Below are 18,595 nucleotides of genomic sequence, written 5' to 3'. Positions count from 1 at the left end.
TAACATGAATACAGCCCGACCGGACAAACGTCCGAATCGGGCTGTATTAGGATGTCTGAATTAATGTGGATATGTATGATTCGAAGAATGACGAGTCTTCTGCCCGCCACTTACCATCAACAAAATCCCTGTGATCAAGTGTAGTACCCATCCCACGAATGGAATCCAAGCGAGTAAAGAAGTTACAATTCCGAGTACTGAACCATAAATAGATTCTTGGTTCTTTGAAGATAAAATCAAAGTAACCAGGTGAAGAATAAACATCAATCCCAGTGCGGAGTACCCAGTGCCAATTACAATGGCAGCACCCAGAATTGGAATTGCCAAAATAATTTCAAATGAGCCTGTAATCCATTTCAAAGCTCTAGAAGCGCTCAAAAGACAACCTCCTAATTAGGTAAAATATACTATTTAGTATACAAAAATCCAGCGTTCCCGTATATGATTTTTATCGTGCTTTACTATTTTATTTTCATCCTAAAATCACAGGTTCATTCACCTCATGAAGTGGTTGCTTTTGCACAAAAGGGGGCAAGCCTTCCTTGCTCATTGCAGCTGAGGGAGCAAGCCCTAAGCAGTGGCACATTAACGGAGCCAGCCTTAATTGGGGGATTGCTTGATCTTCTTTTGCCAGAGGCAATGCATCTACTCCAAACGTATATAACGGCACATCCCGCTCGGAAGAGGTGACCCCTCCATGGTACCCATTTGCGTTCATCCCATGATCTGCCGTAATCAGAATCTTATACCCCTGCTCCATCCAAATAGGCAAGACAGTGGCTAGCAGTCCATCGGCGTTACGCACGGAAAGCTCATATTCCTTGCTCTCCCCGCCATAACGATGCCCGGCGTCGTCTATATTCATGGAGTGAATGTATAGAAAATGCGGATCATAAGCACTCCGTAAATACACGGCATCGGCAAACACATGACTGTCAGGATAGTGATCCTCAAAATAAAAGCTGCCATGCTGAATTGGCTTCATCACATTATGCTGATGGCGATCAGCCAGTGGATCAAAGGGTGCAGAATTATAAAGCTCACTGACCCAATGATAGGCGACAGCAGCTGTACGCAAATTAGCGGCTACTGCCAAATGAAATACACTTTCTTCATGGCTAGGTCTCACAATATGGTTAGCCGTAATTCCATTTTTGGACACGGGTGTACCCGTTAAGAGCACTTCATAAAGCGGGCGTGATAGACTGGGTAACTCCGACTGTACTCGATAACAAGATAAGGATCCTTGCTCCACAAGATGCTCCAGATAGCCCATGTATTTGCGAGCAGCATCATATCTAAGTCCGTCCAAGACAACCACAATGAGTTTATTGGTCATATCCGTCATTCTACTCACGCTCCTTCTCGCTCTAAATGTAAAAGCTCGGAAGGGTTCAGCGCCAATGTGACTTTGTCCCCTTCTCCAACCCGCAGCCAGCGTCCATCATTTAAAAGATCAACCGTTAAGCGGATTCCTTCAGCCTCAACCGTACATCGAATAATATTGCCTAGCACAGACACCGATTTAATCATTCCATTCACCAGTTGTGCTCCGGCAGCAGCCTCCTGCTGACCCGCCCCATCATGCAGTAACGTTACGGCTTCAGGACGAATAGCAAAGCTGTCCATCCCACTATCTATTCCGTGGAACAGCGCCATCACCTCTGGCCGAGTCAATACGTTATAACTGCCCATGAACCGGGCAACGAACTCTGTGCGCGGCGCGGTGTACAGTCCTTCCGGTGTTCCATCTTGGACGATGCGTCCACCATTCATAATGCAGATGCGGTCGGATAGAATCAGCGCTTCTTCCTGATCATGCGTAACGAATAGGGTCGTCATGTTAAAGCGCTTCTGAATATCACGAATTTCGGCACGTAGATTCTTACGAATCTTGGCATCAAGTGCACTCAGGGGCTCATCCAGCAGTAATACTTTGGGCTGCACGGCTAGAGAACGGGCCAGCGCTACCCGCTGCTGCTGTCCACCGGAGAGTGACTGCGGGTAGACATCCCGCTTCTCCTCTAGATCGACTAAAGCCAGCAGTTCCTCGCAGCGGCTACGTCGGGCGGCTTTGGACAAACCACGCATCTTCATTCCATACTCAATATTTTGGCTCACCGTCAGATTAGGGAATAGAGCATAAGACTGGAACACCATTCCCACCTCGCGTTTACGGGGCGGCAGATTTGCCAGATCTTTATTCTCTAGAAGGATTCTGCCGCCATCCAGCTCCGAAAGGCCAGCTATGCAGCGAAGTAACGTACTTTTCCCGCAACCAGAAGGTCCTAGCAGCGTCACAAGCTCCCCTTCACGAATCTCCAAATCTATATTGTCTAGCACACAGGTTTCACCAAACATTTTGAGTATTCCCTGCAGCTTCAGATAATCGTTCATCCCTTAACGCCTCCTCCCATCTTTTTGCCAAGCTTCATTAGTACCATCGAAAGGACTAGAATAAACAGAAAATACGAGATGGCAATCGCACTGGCTAAATGTCCGCTTTCACCCATTCTTTGATATAGATACACCTGAATCGTCTGAATATGCCCGCCAACTAGCATGTTTGTAAGGACAAATTCACCGAACAGAACGGAAAATGATAATAAGGTAGAGACGATAACGCCAGGCCAGATATTTGGCAAAATCACATTCATAAAAGCCGTTCTGCGGCGGGCTCCAAGCAATTCTGCGGCATGCAGCAGTTCTACGGCGTTAACGGTCAACAGACTATTGCGAATGCCCTGATACATATAGGGAAGAATGACCACAAAATACGCCCCCACCAATAAATAAGCTGTTCCAGCGATATCAAAGAGGCCAGAGGAATAGGTACGAATAAGTCCCACCGCAGCCACTACACCAGGCACCGCATAAGGCAGAACAACAATCACTTTCATAAAGCTCTCCCAGCGCGGAAAATAAATGGTGATGACAAAAACAGCTGGCAGCATCACGGCCAGACTCAGCACCACGCTAATCAGGCATAAATACAGCGAGGTCCAAAGCGCCTCCAAAAAACGAATATCCTTAAACATTTCTCCGAACCAATTCAGTGTCCAAGCTTGAGGCAATAAGGTATTTTGCCAGTCCTGCGCGAAGGCATAAATACCGGTTGCTAGCAGTGGAAGTAATAAATACACCATGAGCATTAGCATGAAAGTACGCGGAGCGAAGCCTGCTTTACGTATATTCATTGCCCCACCTCCTCACTAGCTGCCGTCCACAAGCGCCGAGAAGATTTGGTTTTCACATCCGGTTTACTGAGCGCTTTAGCTCCAAACCTCTCCGTTCGCCGAACCATCAGATGATTCAAATAGACGGCCAAAATCGTAGTCAGACCCAGCAGAACAGCAAGCGTACTCCCCATTTCTGGCTGAGTAACCACATCTCCAGCAACCAGTGAACCGATACGTACCGCCAGCAGATTATAATTCCCGCCAACCAAAGCATATGCCGTTGCATAAGCACCCATCGCATTGGCAAACAGTATTCCCAGTGTGCCGAAGATCGCCGGAGTTAGAATTGGCAGCCCAATCGTCTTCCAGAACTGCCACGGTCCTGCTCCCAGCAAGGACGCCGCCTCTCTCCACTGCTCACGAATTCCGTAAAAGGATGGATACAAGAGCAGTAAGGCTAATGGAACCTGAAAATAGACATACACCAGAATCAGACCAGACCAGCTATATAAATCAAAATCGGTAAAAACACTCCAGCCCCACTGTTTGAATAAGAGCGTAAACACTCCATTGTTACCAAGCAAAATAATATACGCAAAAGCCAGCGGAACTCCTGCGAAGTTAGAGGTCATATTCGACAGCATTAAGAGTCTGTCCCTTACCCTCGGAGTGAACCGAGTAATACAATATGCACAAAAAAGTCCGACAATGATCCCTATCAGACTTGAGGTTAAAGAGATCAGCAAGCTGTTCTTGATTGCCTGCATGTAATAGGCACTTTGCAGTGCATGCAGGTAATTGCCTAACGTAAGTCCAGTTCCATCGGCCTTTTGGAAACTTCCCGTCAGCATGGACAATACAGGCACCAGCTGAAATGCCAACACCATCAGTGCAAACGGAATGAGTGCCAGGATCACACCGCGGCTTTTCTGTTTCAACTTCCTCACTCCTTGTCGCGGGAATAGAACAAGGGCACCTTACGGCATCGTAACGAAGGCGCCCTGTTTCTTTTTTGGGGGAAGAACAATTCTAGTTCAAATGCACAAGCACACGTTCCTGCCATAACTGTGGAATGGTCTTCGCTGTTTCTTCCCATACCTTGTAATCGCCAACAGGCTTAGCGTTAACATACTCCTCTTTTGGCAGCAGCTTAGCCGCAACATCATCCGGCAGTATTACACTGTCACGGATCGGACGAGCGTACCCTTTGGCAAGATTAATCTGTCCTTCATCACTAAGGATGTATTGACGTGTCAGCTTCGCAGCGTTAGGATGCGGCGCATATTTGTTGATGATCGTTGCATAACCGCTCACCACACTGCCTTCCTTCGGAATGGCTACCGCGAAGCCATCTTTGTTGATCTGATCTCTATAGTTCAAAGCGTTGAAATCCCACAGCAGGGTAACTTCTACTTCCCCTTTTTCAATGTTAGCAAGAGAAGCTTCTGCATTGGAGAGACGTCCTTTTTTAGCTAAATCTTCGAAAAAAGCAATCCCCGGTTCAATGTTCGACTCATCGCCACCAAAAGCAATCGCCGCGGCCAATACAGCCATCTGCGCTTGAGCAGCTTTGGTTACATCACCTACGATGATTTTGTAATTTCCGTTCTTCAGATCTTCCCAGCTCTTCGGTGGATTAGCCACGAGCTTGGTGTTTGTCAGAAACGAAATCGTCCCTTGATAGCCGACAATCCAATTCCCGTCCTTATCCTTAGCCCAATTAGGGATCTCATCCCAGTAGGTCGTTTTATAAGGTTGTGTTACTCCTTTATCCACGGCAACCGATCCAAAAGCGATACCTACATCTCCGATGTCAGCCGTTGGTTTATCTTTTTCCGCATCAAACTTGGCAATTTCCTCCGCGCTCGACATATCCGTATCTGAATGTGTAAGACCATACTTACTACTCATATCACTCCATGTATCTTTCCAGTTCGCCCAGGAATCCGGCATTCCCACGCTGATAACACTGCCCTCTTCTTTAGCTTTACTCTCGATCTCGGTCAGACTTAATTCTTTGGTGCCAGCATTTCCATTCGTTGATTCGTCAGCCTTAGCCGAATTTCCACAAGCAGCAAGCAACAGGACGAGCAAGGATAACATTAGACCCATCGATAATTGATTTTTGATCCCTTTTTTCATGATTTCCCCTTCACTCCTATTTCTTATTTGCGGGCTTCTCTATGCTCCAACTGTTAGGCACCCAATTGCAGTATAGGCGTGTACTATTTTCGCGGCATTAAGGAGGATAGGAATATTTGTAAATAAAAAGTAAGACATACCAAAAAACCACCTGATTCACTCAGGCGGTTCTCGTGTTTATGCTTAAAGCTATACTACCTTCTACGCGCCGCCACACTTACCACGCCGTATCTATAGAGCACTTTCTTGCCGAACCATCCAAATAACCGATCCGTGAAAAAGCCCATAAAGCCAAGACAGAATAACCCTACAAAGATCCAATCTGTCCGGAAAAACAATCTGGAATTCCAAATCAGATAACCTACACCTTCGTTCGAAGCAATCATTTCCGCACCGATAATCGCCATATACGAGGTTCCCATCGCTAACCGGATGCCTGTAAAAATATACGGTATCGTCGCCGGGACGATCACATGAATCAGAATTTGCCACTCACTGGCGCCCATACTACGGGCTGAGCGGATTTTATCCTCCTCTACGGACATCACACCGGTCAAGGTATTCAGCACCACAATAAAAAAGGTAGCGTACATAATCAATGCAATCTTCGACTGCTCCCCAATGCCAAACCACACTAGAAACAATGTAATGAATGCAATCGGCGGGATAAAACGAATAAAGTTCAGAAAAGGCTCTGCAAAGATACGAATCACATTCACCTTTCCAATAATCAGACCTACGGGAATCGCCATTAAACTGCCGAGTACCCAGCCAATTAGCACCCGGTAAAAGCTAATCCCTATATATTGCATCAAAGTTCCGTCTTCCAGAAGTTCCCGTCCACCCTTAAGCGTACTCCAGGGTCCAGGGATCACATCAGGACCGTAGATCACTGCCCCAAGCTGCCAGACGCAAAGTGCGGCAATCCATAGTATGGATACAGAAACCCATTTCTTTTCCACCCATTTCATCATCTGTCCCACCCTATCCTATTCTTCGAAATGGCTCTGAATCTGGTTGTATAGCGAATAAAATTCCGCTGAGGCTACGTCCCGTGGATAAGGCAGCGTATTGTCATAAATGTCCGCGATGTTAGAGGAAGGGCCTACAGACATAATGCCGATCCGTTCCCCCAATAGCAAGGCTTCCTGAATATCATGGGTTACAAAAATCACCGTCTTATGCGTCTGTTGCCAGATGTTGACCAGTTCCTTCTGCATCGTCCTCCGGGTCATCGCATCAAGCGCACCAAAGGGTTCATCCATCAGCAGGATCGCTGGATCATTGGCAAGCACCCGTGCCAGCTGAACACGCTGCTTCATGCCTCCCGATAACTCCTTCGGGAACTTCTCCTCATGCCCGTTCAGTCCTACAAGTCCGATGAACCTATCCGATATCGTGCGCCGTTCAGCCTTTGCGATTTTCTTCATTCGCAGTCCAAACTCCACATTCTCTCGAACCGTTAGCCAAGGGAATAAAGAGGAATCTGCTTGCTGAAATACAACAGCCCGATCTCTGCCAGGCTTATTCACCTCTTCGTTATCCACCCGAAGGTTACCGCCAGATTTGGAAACAAATCCGGCGATCATATTCAGCAGCGTCGACTTTCCGCAGCCACTTGGACCGAGTAGAACGAAGAACTCTCCGCCTTTGATTACGAGATCCACATCTTTAATAATATAATGAACATCTCCAGCGGCTGACTCACTGTAGCTCTTGCGAAGCTGCTCAATATGAATGGTGTGCTGCTTAGCAGGTGATGACATGCTGAACCCTCCTATTTCTTATACGTGACTTTTTCCGGCAAAGCTTTGGTTAGCGGTTCAAGATTCAGCTTGCTATCCAGATCGAAATCCTTCTCGATGATTCCATTGTCGACCATATATTTCTTCTGCTTCGTCAGACTGTCATAAGCCGCCTGCGTGAATCCGAGCGCCCATGGATTGTTCGGAAGATCTTTGATCGTCGATTCCTTAGGCTGCTTCACTTCCTCGTACATCAAATCAGCAACCTCATCTGGATGAGCCTGGGCATAGCCCCCTGCTTCATCCACTGCTGCGAGAAAGTTCGCGATCCCCTCTGGATTTTTCGTTACAAAATCATTCCCTGCTACAATGCCCATCCCTAACCGCACGGTTGTTTTGGACATATCCGTCAGCTCATGTACGCCTGCAAGGGCACCCAGCTTATCATTAAGAACTGAACCATAGAACCATGCACCATCCACAGCCCCTTGCTTCAAAGCGATATAAGATTCGTCAAAGGCTCCCTGCCCTATCAATTCCACATCACTGAGCGCGATGTTATGCTCTTTTAAATATTCATCCCAAAGGTACGGAATGAAGGTTCCACGAATAAAGCTCAGCTTCTTGCTTTTCAATTCCTCAGCTGTCTTGATATCATCCTGTACGAACAGCTTCCATTCTGTAGAAGCTTCATCTGTCGCCAGACCCGCAGAGGCGATGATAGCGTAATCTCCTTTCGACACTGCGTTCAACAAGGGAAAATCGGCCCCGAAAGCAACATCTACCTGTTTAATGAAGAGTGCATTTACACCTTCTGCCGGGGAACCAAAGTTGACTAGTTCGGCGTCTATCCCGTGTTTGGCGAAGATACCTTTATCTAATGCCACACGAAAGGTTGGATTCGTATTGATGTCAGCGATTTTAATCTTCAATGTCTCTTTTTTGCCGTTCAATGCTCCATCTTTAGAGGACGACGCATCACCTTTGGAGCTGCAACCTGATAATAGGATAACAACGGATAAGGATAAGAGCAGAAAGTTTGAGCTGATCCATGACTTTTTCACAACGACATCCCCCTCAAATGTATTAGTTGGCTTTGCGGCTACTACCTTCATCAGTCGTCGCCACACAAGCAGCCCCCTCAACAAACGGCAGGGTTGTTGCCACGTTCACTACCGAATCCGATCCCTTAGGTGCAGCTCCTGGTACTCTGAACTGCGTGACATCTATCGGCTCAATCGCTTGTTCTTCCGGCTTCTCCAGCTGTGGTACCCACGCATAAGGCACACGATAGGAACGGTAAACCATGTTTGTATTTCTGGAATCGTTATACGGTGAGATATATTCCCAGACCAGTTCATGCTCTGGCGTAACCTCGAAAAGTCTACCGTTAGATCCTTCCGTTATTAAGGTGTTGCCATTCGGAAGCCGCTGTGCTGAGCTGATATAAGGACTGTAGAATTTGTAGGAATCCGTCGGAACGGAGAAGCCTGCTTCTGCCGCGGTATACTGCCATTCAATTTCGAGTGTCACTGGATTAATCTCTAGAATTCGAGAGTAGTCGCGAAGTGCATTTTTTTGCCCAAAGGGTGAAGATGGATTGGGAAGACCATAACCGCCCCAACCTCCGTTATCAAATACGAGTAGGTTTCCTTCTCCCGGCAAGCCCTTCGGAATGATGTGCGCATGATGCTGGCCAATGATCCAATCGATATGCTTCAATTCTGGCAGTGAGTAGTCTGGACCAATTCTCCACACGATGGCCCCGGTACGCTTATCTGTAATTGCGATAATATTCGCTTCCCGTGCATCCCAGATCACGTTATCTGGATGGAAACGCTCATCGCCTGCATCGTAAAACTTATTAGGTCCTACATACGAAGCTGAATTGATATGCAACCAGTCACCGACACCGCCCCCCAGATTCCCGAAGGAGCGTGAGTTAGGATCACGGAATAAGACGTTTTTCGCCGCTTCATCAAAGCCTAGCTCTGCAAAATGTTCATTCGGGGCCCACTCCCAAACGATATTCCCTTCCCAATCCACTTCGATAATCGTGTCATCCAGCAGCTGCTTGTCGGAGATTTGGTGGTTGTAGATATTTTTGTGAGCGAGGATTAGGGTTTTGCCACCGTCTACCTTAGGCTCTAGCCCTGGTGCAAAATAACCCACCGGATTGCCTTCGCGCTGATAGTCATGATGCTGGCGGGCATACCAGAGCGGTTCATAACCCGGATCTTCTATATGTTCATAGCTGTTATATTTCCATACGATGTTACCGTCCCAATCGACCTGCACCAGATCTACATTATCCTGAATGCCAAATTTGGGATCTCTCCTTCCTGTACTGCCTAGCACATAACCACCAGGGAAGATTTTAGCCGGAAACCCGAGCAGCCCCTTCCACAGATGCACTTCTTTACCGTTCATATCAATCAGTACAACACCTTCTTCACCCGCTTGAAATACGGTATAGCCACTCCACGCTTTGCTCGGATTATATACGGTTGCTCCAGTTGGAAATATGGTTGAATGTCCCATCGTTCATCTCTCCTACATTTAATTTATTTTAATAGCTAAGATAATTACTTTTCTTTGTGACTGCTCGTGGCTTCTGTTCAAGGTTTGGAGAAGCTTCAGCCTCAGCATTCTCCTTCACCAGCTTCAGCAAGATGTCTGAGAATCCTTCGAGATTACTAATGATCCGCTGATAAAAGTGACTTTGCTGCACCAATTCCTCTTCCGTGAACCCCTCAAACAGAAGCGAAATACATCGTTCCCCAATGTTGCTGTTAAGCTCTGCCATCTTCCGGCCTTTGTCTGTGATGTCCAGCATCACCGTCCTGCGGTCCCCTTCCTTACGTCTGCGCACAGTAAATCCGCCTGCCTCAAGCTTATCGCTCAAAGCGGTGATCGCACCTGACGTAAAGTCCAGTTCATCCGCTAAATCCCCAAGCCGCTGTTCACCCTCGCGAATGATTTTATGTAGAATCAGCATGCCGGGTAAAGAGATGCCTGCTACTGCAACCTTATCCCGTTCCTTTACAAATCTGCGGACCATCTTGCGGAATACCCAGTCCGTCTCCTCCAGCTGTCTCCAATACGTATCGCTCATTCTTACCTCATCTCTCTCCATAGCCAACAAAAAAAAAGACTCCCAGCACAACTCCCAGGCAAGGGAAAAGTGCGGGAGCCTTTGGCGGTCCAATCGGCTCAGATAAATTATTTCACTGTTCATTTAATTAGTGTTTAAGTATTGCTGATATCATATAACCCTTTATTCCTACCTGTCAAGTATGTATTTTTAATTCTAAAAAAATCACCCCGATACCGGTGCAGATCGCATGCTTGTACTAATTCAAAATCAAATAAATTTTAAGCTTTTTCATTGACATTTTGCCCATTGTTAAATATATTGTACCTAAGAACAAATGTTTACCTAGGGAAACAAATTAGATAATTAAAATAAATGTTTCCAATAGGAAACAAATCAATAAATTTCAAGACGAGGAGCTTTTTAATGATTGAAATTAGAAACCTAAACGTGGATTATTTCGGTAATTCAGCGCTAGAAAATGTAAATATCGATATCCCCTTTGGGTACACCATCGGAATTATCGGGCCAAATGGTGCAGGAAAATCGACATTCATTAAGTCATTGTTAGAAGTAATCAAGAAAAGAAGCGGGACGGTGAGGGTAGAGGGAAAAGACATTTCTGAGTATAAACGGAAGATCGCATATGTACCGCAAAAAAATGACATTGACCTTACTTTTCCAATCACAGTGAACGATACAGTGCTAACTGGAACCTATCCAAACTTAAGAATTTTCCAACGCCCCGGGAAAAAAGAGCGGCAACGCGTCGAGGAATGTATGGCCATGGTAGATATAAGTGATCTTGCAAATAAACAAATTAGCAATTTGTCCGGGGGGCAACTTCAAAGGGTTTTTATTGCCAGAGCGCTTGCCCAAAAAGCGGATGTATTTTTTTTAGACGAACCTTTTGTCGGCATAGATCTAGTCAGTGAGAAAATTATTGTAAAACTGCTTAAACAGCTTCGCGAAGAAGGGAAAACCATATTGATCGTTCATCATGATTTACATGAAGTCGAAGAATACTTTGACAAAGTAATCATTCTCAATAAAAAGCTTATTGCTTTTGGCGATGTGAAAGACACCTTTACAGCCGACAATATCCTCAATGCTTACGGGGCTTCCTTAGGTAATCTTGTAATCAAAGGAATGGGGGGCACCGAAAATGATTGACTATTTCTCATCATTATTAAACATTCCGATCTATGCGCTTAACGCCGGATTGTCTGCTATCATTCTTGGTATTGTTTCAGGGGTTTTAGGAAGTTTTATTGTACTCAGAAAGATGTCATTAATGGGCGATGCTTTGTCTCATGCTGTATTACCAGGTGTGGCGTTATCTTATATTTTAGGGATTAACATTCTTGTGGGAGCTTCATTGTTTGGACTTTTAGCGGCCATCCTCATTCAATTCATAACAAGTCGCAGCAATATCAAAAGTGATACCTCGATCGGAATTATTCTCAGCTCATTTTTCGCTCTAGGAATTGTCTTAATCACTTTCGCCAAGAGCGGGCTTGATCTAACTCATATTTTATTTGGTAACATCTTAGCCGTCCCGCAGTCCGAATTAATGCAATCATTTATTATCATGCTTGTTGTTATAGCCATCATTTCATTGTTGTATAAAGAGCTGTTAATTAGTTCGTTTGATCCTGTCGTCTCTAAGGCATTTGGTTTAAAAACGGGATTCTATCATTATTTATTGATGATGCTGTTATCCGTGGTTACTGTGTCCTCATTATCTCAAGTAGGCATTGTGCTTGTGATTGCAATGCTGGTTATTCCAGCAGCTACATCTTATCTTTGGACGAATAAGCTGATCCACATGATTATCCTGGCTTCTACCATCGGCGCTGTATCTGGAATTATAGGTGTGATCATTAGCTTTAGATTCAATTTACCTACAAGTGCCACCATTGTTCTAGTAGGGGTAAGTTTGTTTGCTATATCATTTATTATCTCGCCCAAAAATAATTTTCTAAGAAAAGGGGTTAAACAAGGATGAAAAAAACAATAAAGATGCTCTCTTTGACAATGTTCATCTTGCTATTTACCGCATGTTCAAACGTTAGTGAGGGAGAAGCAGACCATGACAAGTTGAAGATTGTTGCAACCTACTCCATTATCGCGGATATGACCGAAAACATTGTAGGGGAAAAAGCTGAGGTCTATAGCATGGTTCCCATCGGAACAGACCCGCATATGTACGATCCATTACCTAAGGATACAAGTAAAGTATCTAGTGCAGATTTAGTTTTTTATAACGGATTGAACCTGGAAACAGGTAAGGGGTGGTTCCAAGACCTTCTTGATGTCACTAATAAAAAGGATGTCGCTTTTGCCGTCTCAGATGAAGTAACTCCAATGTACCTAACAGAAAAAGGCAAAGAAACTCAAGAAGATCCTCATGCCTGGCTTGATGTTCAGAATGCTATTAAATATGTAGATATCATCACTAAACATGTAATCGAAAAAGATCCGGACAACAAAGAATTTTATCTGAATAACCAATCAGAATATGTTAAGAAACTTAATGAATTGGATCAATATGCAAAAGAATCGGTAGAAAAAGTCCCGCAGGAGAAACGCATTTTAGTTACAAGCGAAGGGGCATTTAAATATTTTTCAAAAGCCTACGGATTTGAATCCGCATTTATTTGGGAAATCAATACCGATAGTCAAGGAACGCCAGAACAAATGAAAAATATAATTAAAATCATTGATGAAAATCAAGTGCCGGCTTTATTTTTGGAAACGAGCGTTAATCCGAAAACAATGGAAACCATCTCCAATGAAACGGGTGTACCGATACATTCTAAGATTTTCACCGATTCTTTAGCTAAGAAAGGCGAAGAAGGCGACACATACATTAAGATGATTAAATGGAATATTGATAAAGTCGTTGAAGGATTGTCGTCATAAAAAAAGGCTGTCGAGATTTTTCTCGACAGCCTTAACTTTTATAATAACGAACCATTATTGGCCACTTTCTAGCACAATTGCATGACTGTCCTCATCATAAACCTGCATAAAAGCTGAAACCGTCGGCAAATATTCAGCTGCCACATATAAAGTGCCCTTTATGTTTTGCACATTAAGGCTTGCATCTGGCTTTAGGGAAAGTGTCCACTCCCCTTTGCTAATCATCGTCTCTTTGCTTGCCGAATCCCAACGAATGTCCGCTCCCCATGCGCTAAATAGCGCTCTAACCGGTAAATAAATTTTGCCGGATTGCTCAAGTGATAGATTGTTAGTATTCAATTTCACCTGTACTCCGTCCAACCATACTTGCATGTCCTTACCCGCTGGTAGTAACGAGACTGCATCGAGCAGATCACCCTCGCTACGCAGTGGCTTAAGGGCTTGCAAATCGAGACTCAATACCTTCAGCTTGTTATTCAGCGTATCCGTCACATACAATTTCCCGGAAGCAAACGCAACACCGGAAGGCTGATTAAACATCACTTTATCCAATGCTCCAACTTGATCTCCCAAGGTGCCCTGCCCTGCAACTGTGATGACTCTTCCATCTTTCTGAATGGCCCGAACCCTATGGTTCAGACTATCAGCAATCAGCAAGACTCCATCGGCATAGGCCAGTCCACGAGGACGATTGAACAGCGCAGACAGACGATCTCCATTGTGGAACCCTCCAGCCATATATCCAGTCACTGGATCAACTGTCGTTGCTTTGCCCGCAAAGGTCTCAACCATATTGCCTTTAATCAATCGAATCATCTGATTCCCACTGTCAGCCACATAGAGATTACCGGTTTCATCGAACACAAGACCCACGGGCTCATTAAATTTGGCCGAAGCTACCGAACCATCTAAATAAGCACCAATATTACCCTGCTGACCTGCAAAAGTTGTCACAATACCTTCCGGTGTAACTTTGCGAATCACATGATTCAGCGTATCGGCTACATATACATTGTCATTACTGTCTATTGCCAATCCACCCGGCGCGTTAAACTGCGCGGTATTGGGTTGTCCATCTTTATAGCCAGCCGCTCCCGTTCCTGCGAAGGTATATACTTCTCCATTCTTAATTTTACGGATGACATGATTGTCGGTATCACTGATATAGATAATGCCTTTACTGTCAGCAGCGGTATACGTCGGATGATTAAACAAGGCCTTTGCACTCTTCCCATCGATATGTCCTTCTGCACCTTGTCCAGCCACTGTCTGCAGCTTACCATTACTCCACTTGCTGATAGTACTGCTTCCGGACTGTACGATAATGAGGTCATTGCTGCCAGATACAGCAGTCAATCCCCATGGCTGTTTAAGAGAGAGTACAGCGTTAGAAGAGATATTCTGATTTATACTCCCTTGAACGTTGCCGCTTACGGGTTGTACTGCCTCTGCGGTAACGATGCTAGATTGTACTGCGCTTATGAGCATAAATCCACAAACGATGGAGATGAGTTCCTTTTTCATTATGTTTGTTCTCCTCTCGAAGGTTATTGCGCCTTTAAAATAACAAAGATAATCTAATCTGGAGGTTGTCTACTACTACCTCTACAGGGCCGTTTTCTGTATCTTCAATCCTCACGAGAGGAATAGTAACGATATAAGGTTCGGGAAATAATCCATTCAAGAACTCCGGAGTAAGTTTAAGCACAAAAGTATTCTCACCGTTCCGCTCCAGTACATAATCTGTATCTTCTAGTGGAGATGGATCTCCTAGATCATATTCATAACGATATCTAATCTCCCCTACATCATAACCCAGCGAATGGATGATAAATTCTGGTGCTTCACCTTCACCTATAGGGCCAGTATGGTTAAAATAACTCGGAGTGATCATTCCCTTGTAGGTAAAACCGCCATCTGCTATCAGTTGATCCTCTTCCTGTACTTCACCCCCGGAAAGAGCATTCTTTAACAAACCGCCGTTTATCTTGATTTGAACGAAAGAGCTATAAGGAAGTGATTCACGCAGCTGAATGTGAAGCTTATTCTCTCGAATATATACCTCACCTAAATCGAGCTTGTCCTCACTTTGATTCAAAGTAACACTCACCCCATCCCTCGCAGCATTAGGATTAGAGTCATCTGCGATATTAAAGACTAACGGTGCTGTAAACGGCAAAACAATCTCATTATCACGGACGAGATAGTCATAGATATGTTCTCTAAATTCCTGCTGGTCTAGCTCAGGCGCACCTAGCGGATTAGGTGTTGGCTCCGGTGTTGGTACCGGCGATGGTGTTAGTGTTGGTGTTGGTGTTGGTGTTGGTGTTGGTGTTGGTGTTGGTGTTGGTGTTGGTGTTGGTGTTGGTGTTGGTGTTGGTGTTGGTGTTGGTGTTGGTGTTGGTGTTGGTGTTGGTGTTGGTGTTGGTGTTGGTGTTGGTGTTGGTGTTGGTGTTGGTGTTGGTGTTGGTGTTGGTGTTGGCTTTGGTGTTGGTGTTGGTTCCAGCGTCGGCGTTGCTGTTGGCTCCGGCGTCGGTGTTGACGTCGGTTCCGGTGTCGGCGTTGGTGTAGGTCTCGTCGGCGATGTTGGTCTCGTCATATCTAAGGGAGCTGAACTAGATAGATCATAGTGAATCTGAGGTGGAATTGTTGGAATAGGCGGACTTGAGTGAACGGGCATAGCGGCTTTTATTTGCTCGAGTAGTTGCTCGATTTTTTTCTTAGCCGATTCGAATTCTAATACCTCTTCTTCGTTCAGATATTTCAAATGCTGCTCTAGCGCAAATTGTGGTAATGCATTTAGGGACAACTGCGACTCTATCCATTGTTGATTCTCCATAATTAACTGCTGGGAGGCTGTTATCATACGCTCAATTAGCGTGGGATCAATAGTCGAAACTACATGAACTGTTCCTTCCAGAACTCCCAGATAATCGCCGTTATTCCCTATCCCATTATTAAGGACTACGTTACCTTGGCTATTAACGCTAACAAAAAACTCTGTACCCATAACACCCATAATAGCTGTTGGTGTCTCAATCTCAAAGCGAGAATCGCCATCCAGTTTCTTTTTCACCTTGATCAGGACTTGCCCGTTTTGCAGCTTCAGGCTTGTTTTCCCACCCAATGCCTTTGCGCTTTCTACTAATTGGCTAATGGTAAGCGTAGTACTAGCTCCGATCGTAACTTCTTTGTTAGCATCAAGATCGAGGCTAATTTGCCCATCATTGCCTGTTATAATCGTATCACCTTGGGTAATCGCCATTCCTTTAAAAGCGTTGAATTTCTTCGTTCCACCGCTCTTTTTCACTTCAGACTTGCCTGAGACCGCAGTTATTTTCCCAATTTTTACGCTATCCTTCGCCTCTGTGACAACTGCTGGCCAAAGAATACTGAACAATAGCATAAACGACAGTGTAAGCTTTAACGACCTCATCTCAATCCCTCCAGTTCATAGACACTGATTCCTTGTTCCTTGCCCTTTACCTTGATCTCTCCTAATGAAACGGCTGATACTCTATCTTTTACAAAAGCGTAGGTAGCCTCACTGATGAGGATTTGTCCAGGCTTCGCATTGCTTTCCAGACGGGCTGCCGTGTTGACGGTGTCGCCAATCGCTGTATAATCCATCCGGGTCTTGGAGCCGATATTCCCGAATACAGCTGGACCAGTATGCACCCCGATACCGAATTTCACTACAAGACCAAACCGTTCGAACAGCTTTTGTTCCACCGCAGCCGAGCCTTCCTTCATCGCCCACGCCGCCTTCACCGCTTGCATTGGATGATCCTCCAGCAGCAATGGAGCATTAAAGATCGCCATCGTGGCATCCCCGATAAACTTGTCCAGCGTGCCATCATACTTAAAAATACAACCCGCAGTCAGATCCAGATACTCATTCAGAATCTCAACAATCTCCTCTGGTTCAGCAGCCTCCGATAACGGAGTGAACCCGCGAATATCAACGAATAACAGGGTTAGCTCTCTGCGGCTTCCTCCCAGCTTCAGCCCTTCTTGACCGTTCTTGAGAATTTGATCGACAACCTGCGGAGCAACATATCGACCAAAAATATCCGTAACTCTACGTTTCTCCATCAGTTCTTCTAAATATTGAAAAGCTATTACGATAATACAACTAACGATTAGAAAGGGAATCACATAACCCAGTGAAATTACTATCCCTTGGTCATAGAAAAAACGACCTGCAAAGATAAGAAGTGCAATGATGACCACAATGACCGCGTAGGAATATAGCATCTTCACTTTACGGAATAGTAGATAGGCTAGGAGCGCAACAAAAAGCAACACTACCTCGTTCCACTTCCAATCCAGTACCCGCTTATAATTATCGTCCAGTAGAGATTGAATAATATTTGCATGAATTTCCACACCATATAACGTATTTTTTCCGCTAATTGGTGTTAGGAAGTCATCCTTAAACCCTGTAGCATAGGGCCCTATAAGCACAATTCTATTCTCAAAATAAGATGGTGGAACCTCTCCGCTAAGAACCGCCGAATAAGGAATCTCCTCAAAGTCGCCATTGCCACCTGAATAAGGGATATAAAAGCGCCCAAAGTCATCCAGTGGGAGTTTCTGCGGATCAGCAGTGCCCCCCATCGCCTCTCGATATTTCTGGTAGACCGTCCATGACAAGCTGTGAATAGACTCCCCTTCATAGTCAAAAGAATAAAGAGCCTTACGCACCACTCGATCAGTATCGGTAATAGTATTGATATGGGCGGTTGCAGCCGCGGCCTTCCGCAAAGCCTCAAACGGCTGGGATAGCTCCAGCGCTTCGATCTTTCCCTGCTCGGTATTTGGCGCAAATGTGCCATATACCGGCAAAACTACATTCCCCGCACGGGCCACAGCCGCAGCGAATTCTGTATCCGCCTCCGGGTCCTCCGAGCCTACAGGGAACGTAAGGTCAAAACCGATCACTGCTGGATGTCCCTCGGAGAGCGTATCTAACAGCTGTGCATGAACATTTCTGCTCCACGGCCAGCTGCCAAAGTCCTCCAAGCTCTGGTCGTCTATCCCGATGATAGCAATCGTTGTATCCACAGACCTCTCGTGCTGCATCACGCGGTCTTGTAACAGATGATCAATGGAGTCAAGACTCCCTCTATACAGTACAACCGCAAAAATTACCGTAAGTAGAAGCAAAATATGTGCTAACTTTACTCTCAAGGTTCGTTTCTCCAATCTATGTATTATGCAATGAGTCCGAGCCAGCGCTATAATAAGCGTTCAAATACGTTGGTAATTGATAAGCAAAGAAGAAGGGGGCAGTGGATAACAGAATAAGGAATACAAGCAATCGTGGATGAATACCCATTCCTGCGCCAATTGGAAGAAGTGCCGTAACAAGGAGAATAACTGCCGGATCATCGTGAATAACTAGTGTAACAACGAAAGATATCATTATGACTGCCAGCAGGAAGCTAGATTATGTCTATTAAAAATTTATTCAAAAATATTATATATGAAAAATCATATGAATAGTA

The 18,595-nt window shown here is 45.1% G+C and carries 18 protein-coding genes; 3 read left to right on the top strand and 15 right to left on the bottom strand.

The window, feature by feature from the left end:
- Positions 1–60 precede the first annotated feature (60 nt).
- From MKX41_RS26260 to MKX41_RS26210, 11 genes are all read right to left on the bottom strand, one after another.
- The gene (locus MKX41_RS26260) at positions 61–378 is read right to left on the bottom strand and encodes a hypothetical protein (RefSeq protein ID WP_042184217.1); all 318 of its coding nucleotides are present in this window, start codon (positions 376–378) and stop codon (positions 61–63) included.
- 94 nt (positions 379–472) lie between these two features.
- Positions 473–1,348 carry an alkaline phosphatase family protein gene (locus tag MKX41_RS26255; RefSeq protein ID WP_340973790.1) on the bottom strand — a complete coding sequence of 292 codons (876 nt, stop codon included), beginning with the start codon at positions 1,346–1,348 and terminating at the stop codon, positions 473–475.
- A gap of 5 nt (positions 1,349–1,353) precedes the next feature.
- On the bottom strand, positions 1,354–2,397 hold the full coding sequence (locus MKX41_RS26250) for an ABC transporter ATP-binding protein (protein WP_340973788.1): 1,044 nt from the start codon (positions 2,395–2,397) through the stop codon (positions 1,354–1,356).
- Positions 2,394–3,197 (bottom strand): ABC transporter permease, encoded by an 804-nt coding sequence (locus tag MKX41_RS26245; RefSeq protein WP_042184213.1) that lies wholly within the window; start codon positions 3,195–3,197, stop codon positions 2,394–2,396. Before MKX41_RS26245 ends, MKX41_RS26250 begins: the two co-directional genes overlap by 4 nt.
- The gene (locus tag MKX41_RS26240; protein ID WP_042184211.1) at positions 3,194–4,117 is read right to left on the bottom strand and encodes an ABC transporter permease; all 924 of its coding nucleotides are present in this window, start codon (positions 4,115–4,117) and stop codon (positions 3,194–3,196) included. Before MKX41_RS26240 ends, MKX41_RS26245 begins: the two co-directional genes overlap by 4 nt.
- Before the next feature lie 91 nt (positions 4,118–4,208).
- Positions 4,209–5,321 (bottom strand): ABC transporter substrate-binding protein, encoded by a 1,113-nt coding sequence (locus MKX41_RS26235; RefSeq protein ID WP_042184209.1) that lies wholly within the window; start codon positions 5,319–5,321, stop codon positions 4,209–4,211.
- Between the two features lie 194 nt (positions 5,322–5,515).
- On the bottom strand, positions 5,516–6,292 hold the full coding sequence (locus MKX41_RS26230) for an ABC transporter permease (protein ID WP_042184207.1): 777 nt from the start codon (positions 6,290–6,292) through the stop codon (positions 5,516–5,518).
- A gap of 18 nt (positions 6,293–6,310) precedes the next feature.
- The gene (locus MKX41_RS26225) at positions 6,311–7,087 is read right to left on the bottom strand and encodes an ABC transporter ATP-binding protein (protein WP_340973784.1); all 777 of its coding nucleotides are present in this window, start codon (positions 7,085–7,087) and stop codon (positions 6,311–6,313) included.
- A gap of 11 nt (positions 7,088–7,098) precedes the next feature.
- Positions 7,099–8,130, bottom strand: coding sequence for an ABC transporter substrate-binding protein (locus MKX41_RS26220; protein WP_340973783.1), 1,032 nt, complete (start codon positions 8,128–8,130; stop codon positions 7,099–7,101).
- Between the two features lie 22 nt (positions 8,131–8,152).
- On the bottom strand, positions 8,153–9,607 hold the full coding sequence (locus MKX41_RS26215; RefSeq protein ID WP_042184203.1) for an aryl-sulfate sulfotransferase: 1,455 nt from the start codon (positions 9,605–9,607) through the stop codon (positions 8,153–8,155).
- Between the two features lie 28 nt (positions 9,608–9,635).
- Positions 9,636–10,181 (bottom strand): MarR family winged helix-turn-helix transcriptional regulator, encoded by a 546-nt coding sequence (locus MKX41_RS26210; protein WP_042193136.1) that lies wholly within the window; start codon positions 10,179–10,181, stop codon positions 9,636–9,638.
- A 408-nt stretch (positions 10,182–10,589) separates the two neighbouring features.
- Between MKX41_RS26210 and MKX41_RS26205 the strand changes: the two genes are divergently transcribed.
- Genes MKX41_RS26205 through MKX41_RS26195 form a run of 3 tightly spaced genes read left to right on the top strand, consistent with a single transcriptional unit; the run spans position 10,590 to position 13,085 of the window.
- Positions 10,590–11,333 (top strand): metal ABC transporter ATP-binding protein, encoded by a 744-nt coding sequence (locus tag MKX41_RS26205; RefSeq protein ID WP_218640868.1) that lies wholly within the window; start codon positions 10,590–10,592, stop codon positions 11,331–11,333.
- Entirely contained in the window at positions 11,326–12,168 is an 843-nt protein-coding gene (locus MKX41_RS26200; RefSeq protein WP_042184200.1) for a metal ABC transporter permease, read from the top strand. The genes MKX41_RS26205 and MKX41_RS26200 overlap by 8 nt, the downstream gene beginning before the upstream one ends.
- A complete protein-coding gene (locus MKX41_RS26195) occupies positions 12,165–13,085 on the top strand; it encodes a metal ABC transporter substrate-binding protein (RefSeq protein ID WP_340973781.1) in 921 nt (306 codons plus the stop codon). The genes MKX41_RS26200 and MKX41_RS26195 overlap by 4 nt, the downstream gene beginning before the upstream one ends.
- A gap of 54 nt (positions 13,086–13,139) precedes the next feature.
- Here MKX41_RS26195 and MKX41_RS26190 read toward each other — a convergent pair whose 3' ends face one another.
- The 4 genes from MKX41_RS26190 to MKX41_RS26175 are packed head-to-tail and all read right to left on the bottom strand — an operon-like array spanning position 13,140 to position 18,513.
- Positions 13,140–14,609, bottom strand: coding sequence for a stalk domain-containing protein (locus MKX41_RS26190; RefSeq protein WP_339799822.1), 1,470 nt, complete (start codon positions 14,607–14,609; stop codon positions 13,140–13,142).
- Positions 14,610–14,643: 34 nt separating this feature from the next.
- Positions 14,644–16,521 (bottom strand): FecR family protein, encoded by a 1,878-nt coding sequence (locus MKX41_RS26185; protein ID WP_340973780.1) that lies wholly within the window; start codon positions 16,519–16,521, stop codon positions 14,644–14,646.
- Positions 16,518–18,278 (bottom strand): CHASE2 domain-containing protein, encoded by a 1,761-nt coding sequence (locus MKX41_RS26180; RefSeq protein WP_340973779.1) that lies wholly within the window; start codon positions 18,276–18,278, stop codon positions 16,518–16,520. Before MKX41_RS26180 ends, MKX41_RS26185 begins: the two co-directional genes overlap by 4 nt.
- A gap of 16 nt (positions 18,279–18,294) precedes the next feature.
- Positions 18,295–18,513, bottom strand: a complete 219-nt coding sequence (locus MKX41_RS26175) for a hypothetical protein (protein ID WP_340973778.1) — start codon at positions 18,511–18,513, stop codon at positions 18,295–18,297.
- Positions 18,514–18,595 lie beyond the last annotated feature (82 nt).

The organism is Paenibacillus sp. FSL R5-0475, assembly GCF_038004585.1.
Classification (GTDB): domain Bacteria; phylum Bacillota; class Bacilli; order Paenibacillales; family Paenibacillaceae; genus Paenibacillus_AQ.
Note: the sequence above shows the minus strand (reverse complement) of the source record. Positions and strands in the feature narration are given on the sequence as shown.

Coding starts and splice junctions, on each gene's coding strand:
- MKX41_RS26255 (WP_340973790.1), bottom strand. CDS start 1,348: ATGACGGATATGACCAATAAACTCATTGTGGTTGTCTTGGACGGACTT.
- MKX41_RS26250 (WP_340973788.1), bottom strand. CDS start 2,397: ATGAACGATTATCTGAAGCTGCAGGGAATACTCAAAATGTTTGGTGAA.
- MKX41_RS26245 (WP_042184213.1), bottom strand. CDS start 3,197: ATGAATATACGTAAAGCAGGCTTCGCTCCGCGTACTTTCATGCTAATG.
- MKX41_RS26235 (WP_042184209.1), bottom strand. CDS start 5,321: ATGAAAAAAGGGATCAAAAATCAATTATCGATGGGTCTAATGTTATCC.
- MKX41_RS26230 (WP_042184207.1), bottom strand. CDS start 6,292: ATGAAATGGGTGGAAAAGAAATGGGTTTCTGTATCCATACTATGGATT.
- MKX41_RS26225 (WP_340973784.1), bottom strand. CDS start 7,087: ATGTCATCACCTGCTAAGCAGCACACCATTCATATTGAGCAGCTTCGC.
- MKX41_RS26215 (WP_042184203.1), bottom strand. CDS start 9,607: ATGGGACATTCAACCATATTTCCAACTGGAGCAACCGTATATAATCCG.
- MKX41_RS26210 (WP_042193136.1), bottom strand. CDS start 10,181: ATGAGCGATACGTATTGGAGACAGCTGGAGGAGACGGACTGGGTATTC.
- MKX41_RS26200 (WP_042184200.1), top strand. CDS start 11,326: ATGATTGACTATTTCTCATCATTATTAAACATTCCGATCTATGCGCTT.
- MKX41_RS26195 (WP_340973781.1), top strand. CDS start 12,165: ATGAAAAAAACAATAAAGATGCTCTCTTTGACAATGTTCATCTTGCTA.
- MKX41_RS26190 (WP_339799822.1), bottom strand. CDS start 14,609: ATGAAAAAGGAACTCATCTCCATCGTTTGTGGATTTATGCTCATAAGC.
- MKX41_RS26185 (WP_340973780.1), bottom strand. CDS start 16,521: ATGAGGTCGTTAAAGCTTACACTGTCGTTTATGCTATTGTTCAGTATT.
- MKX41_RS26175 (WP_340973778.1), bottom strand. CDS start 18,513: ATGATATCTTTCGTTGTTACACTAGTTATTCACGATGATCCGGCAGTT.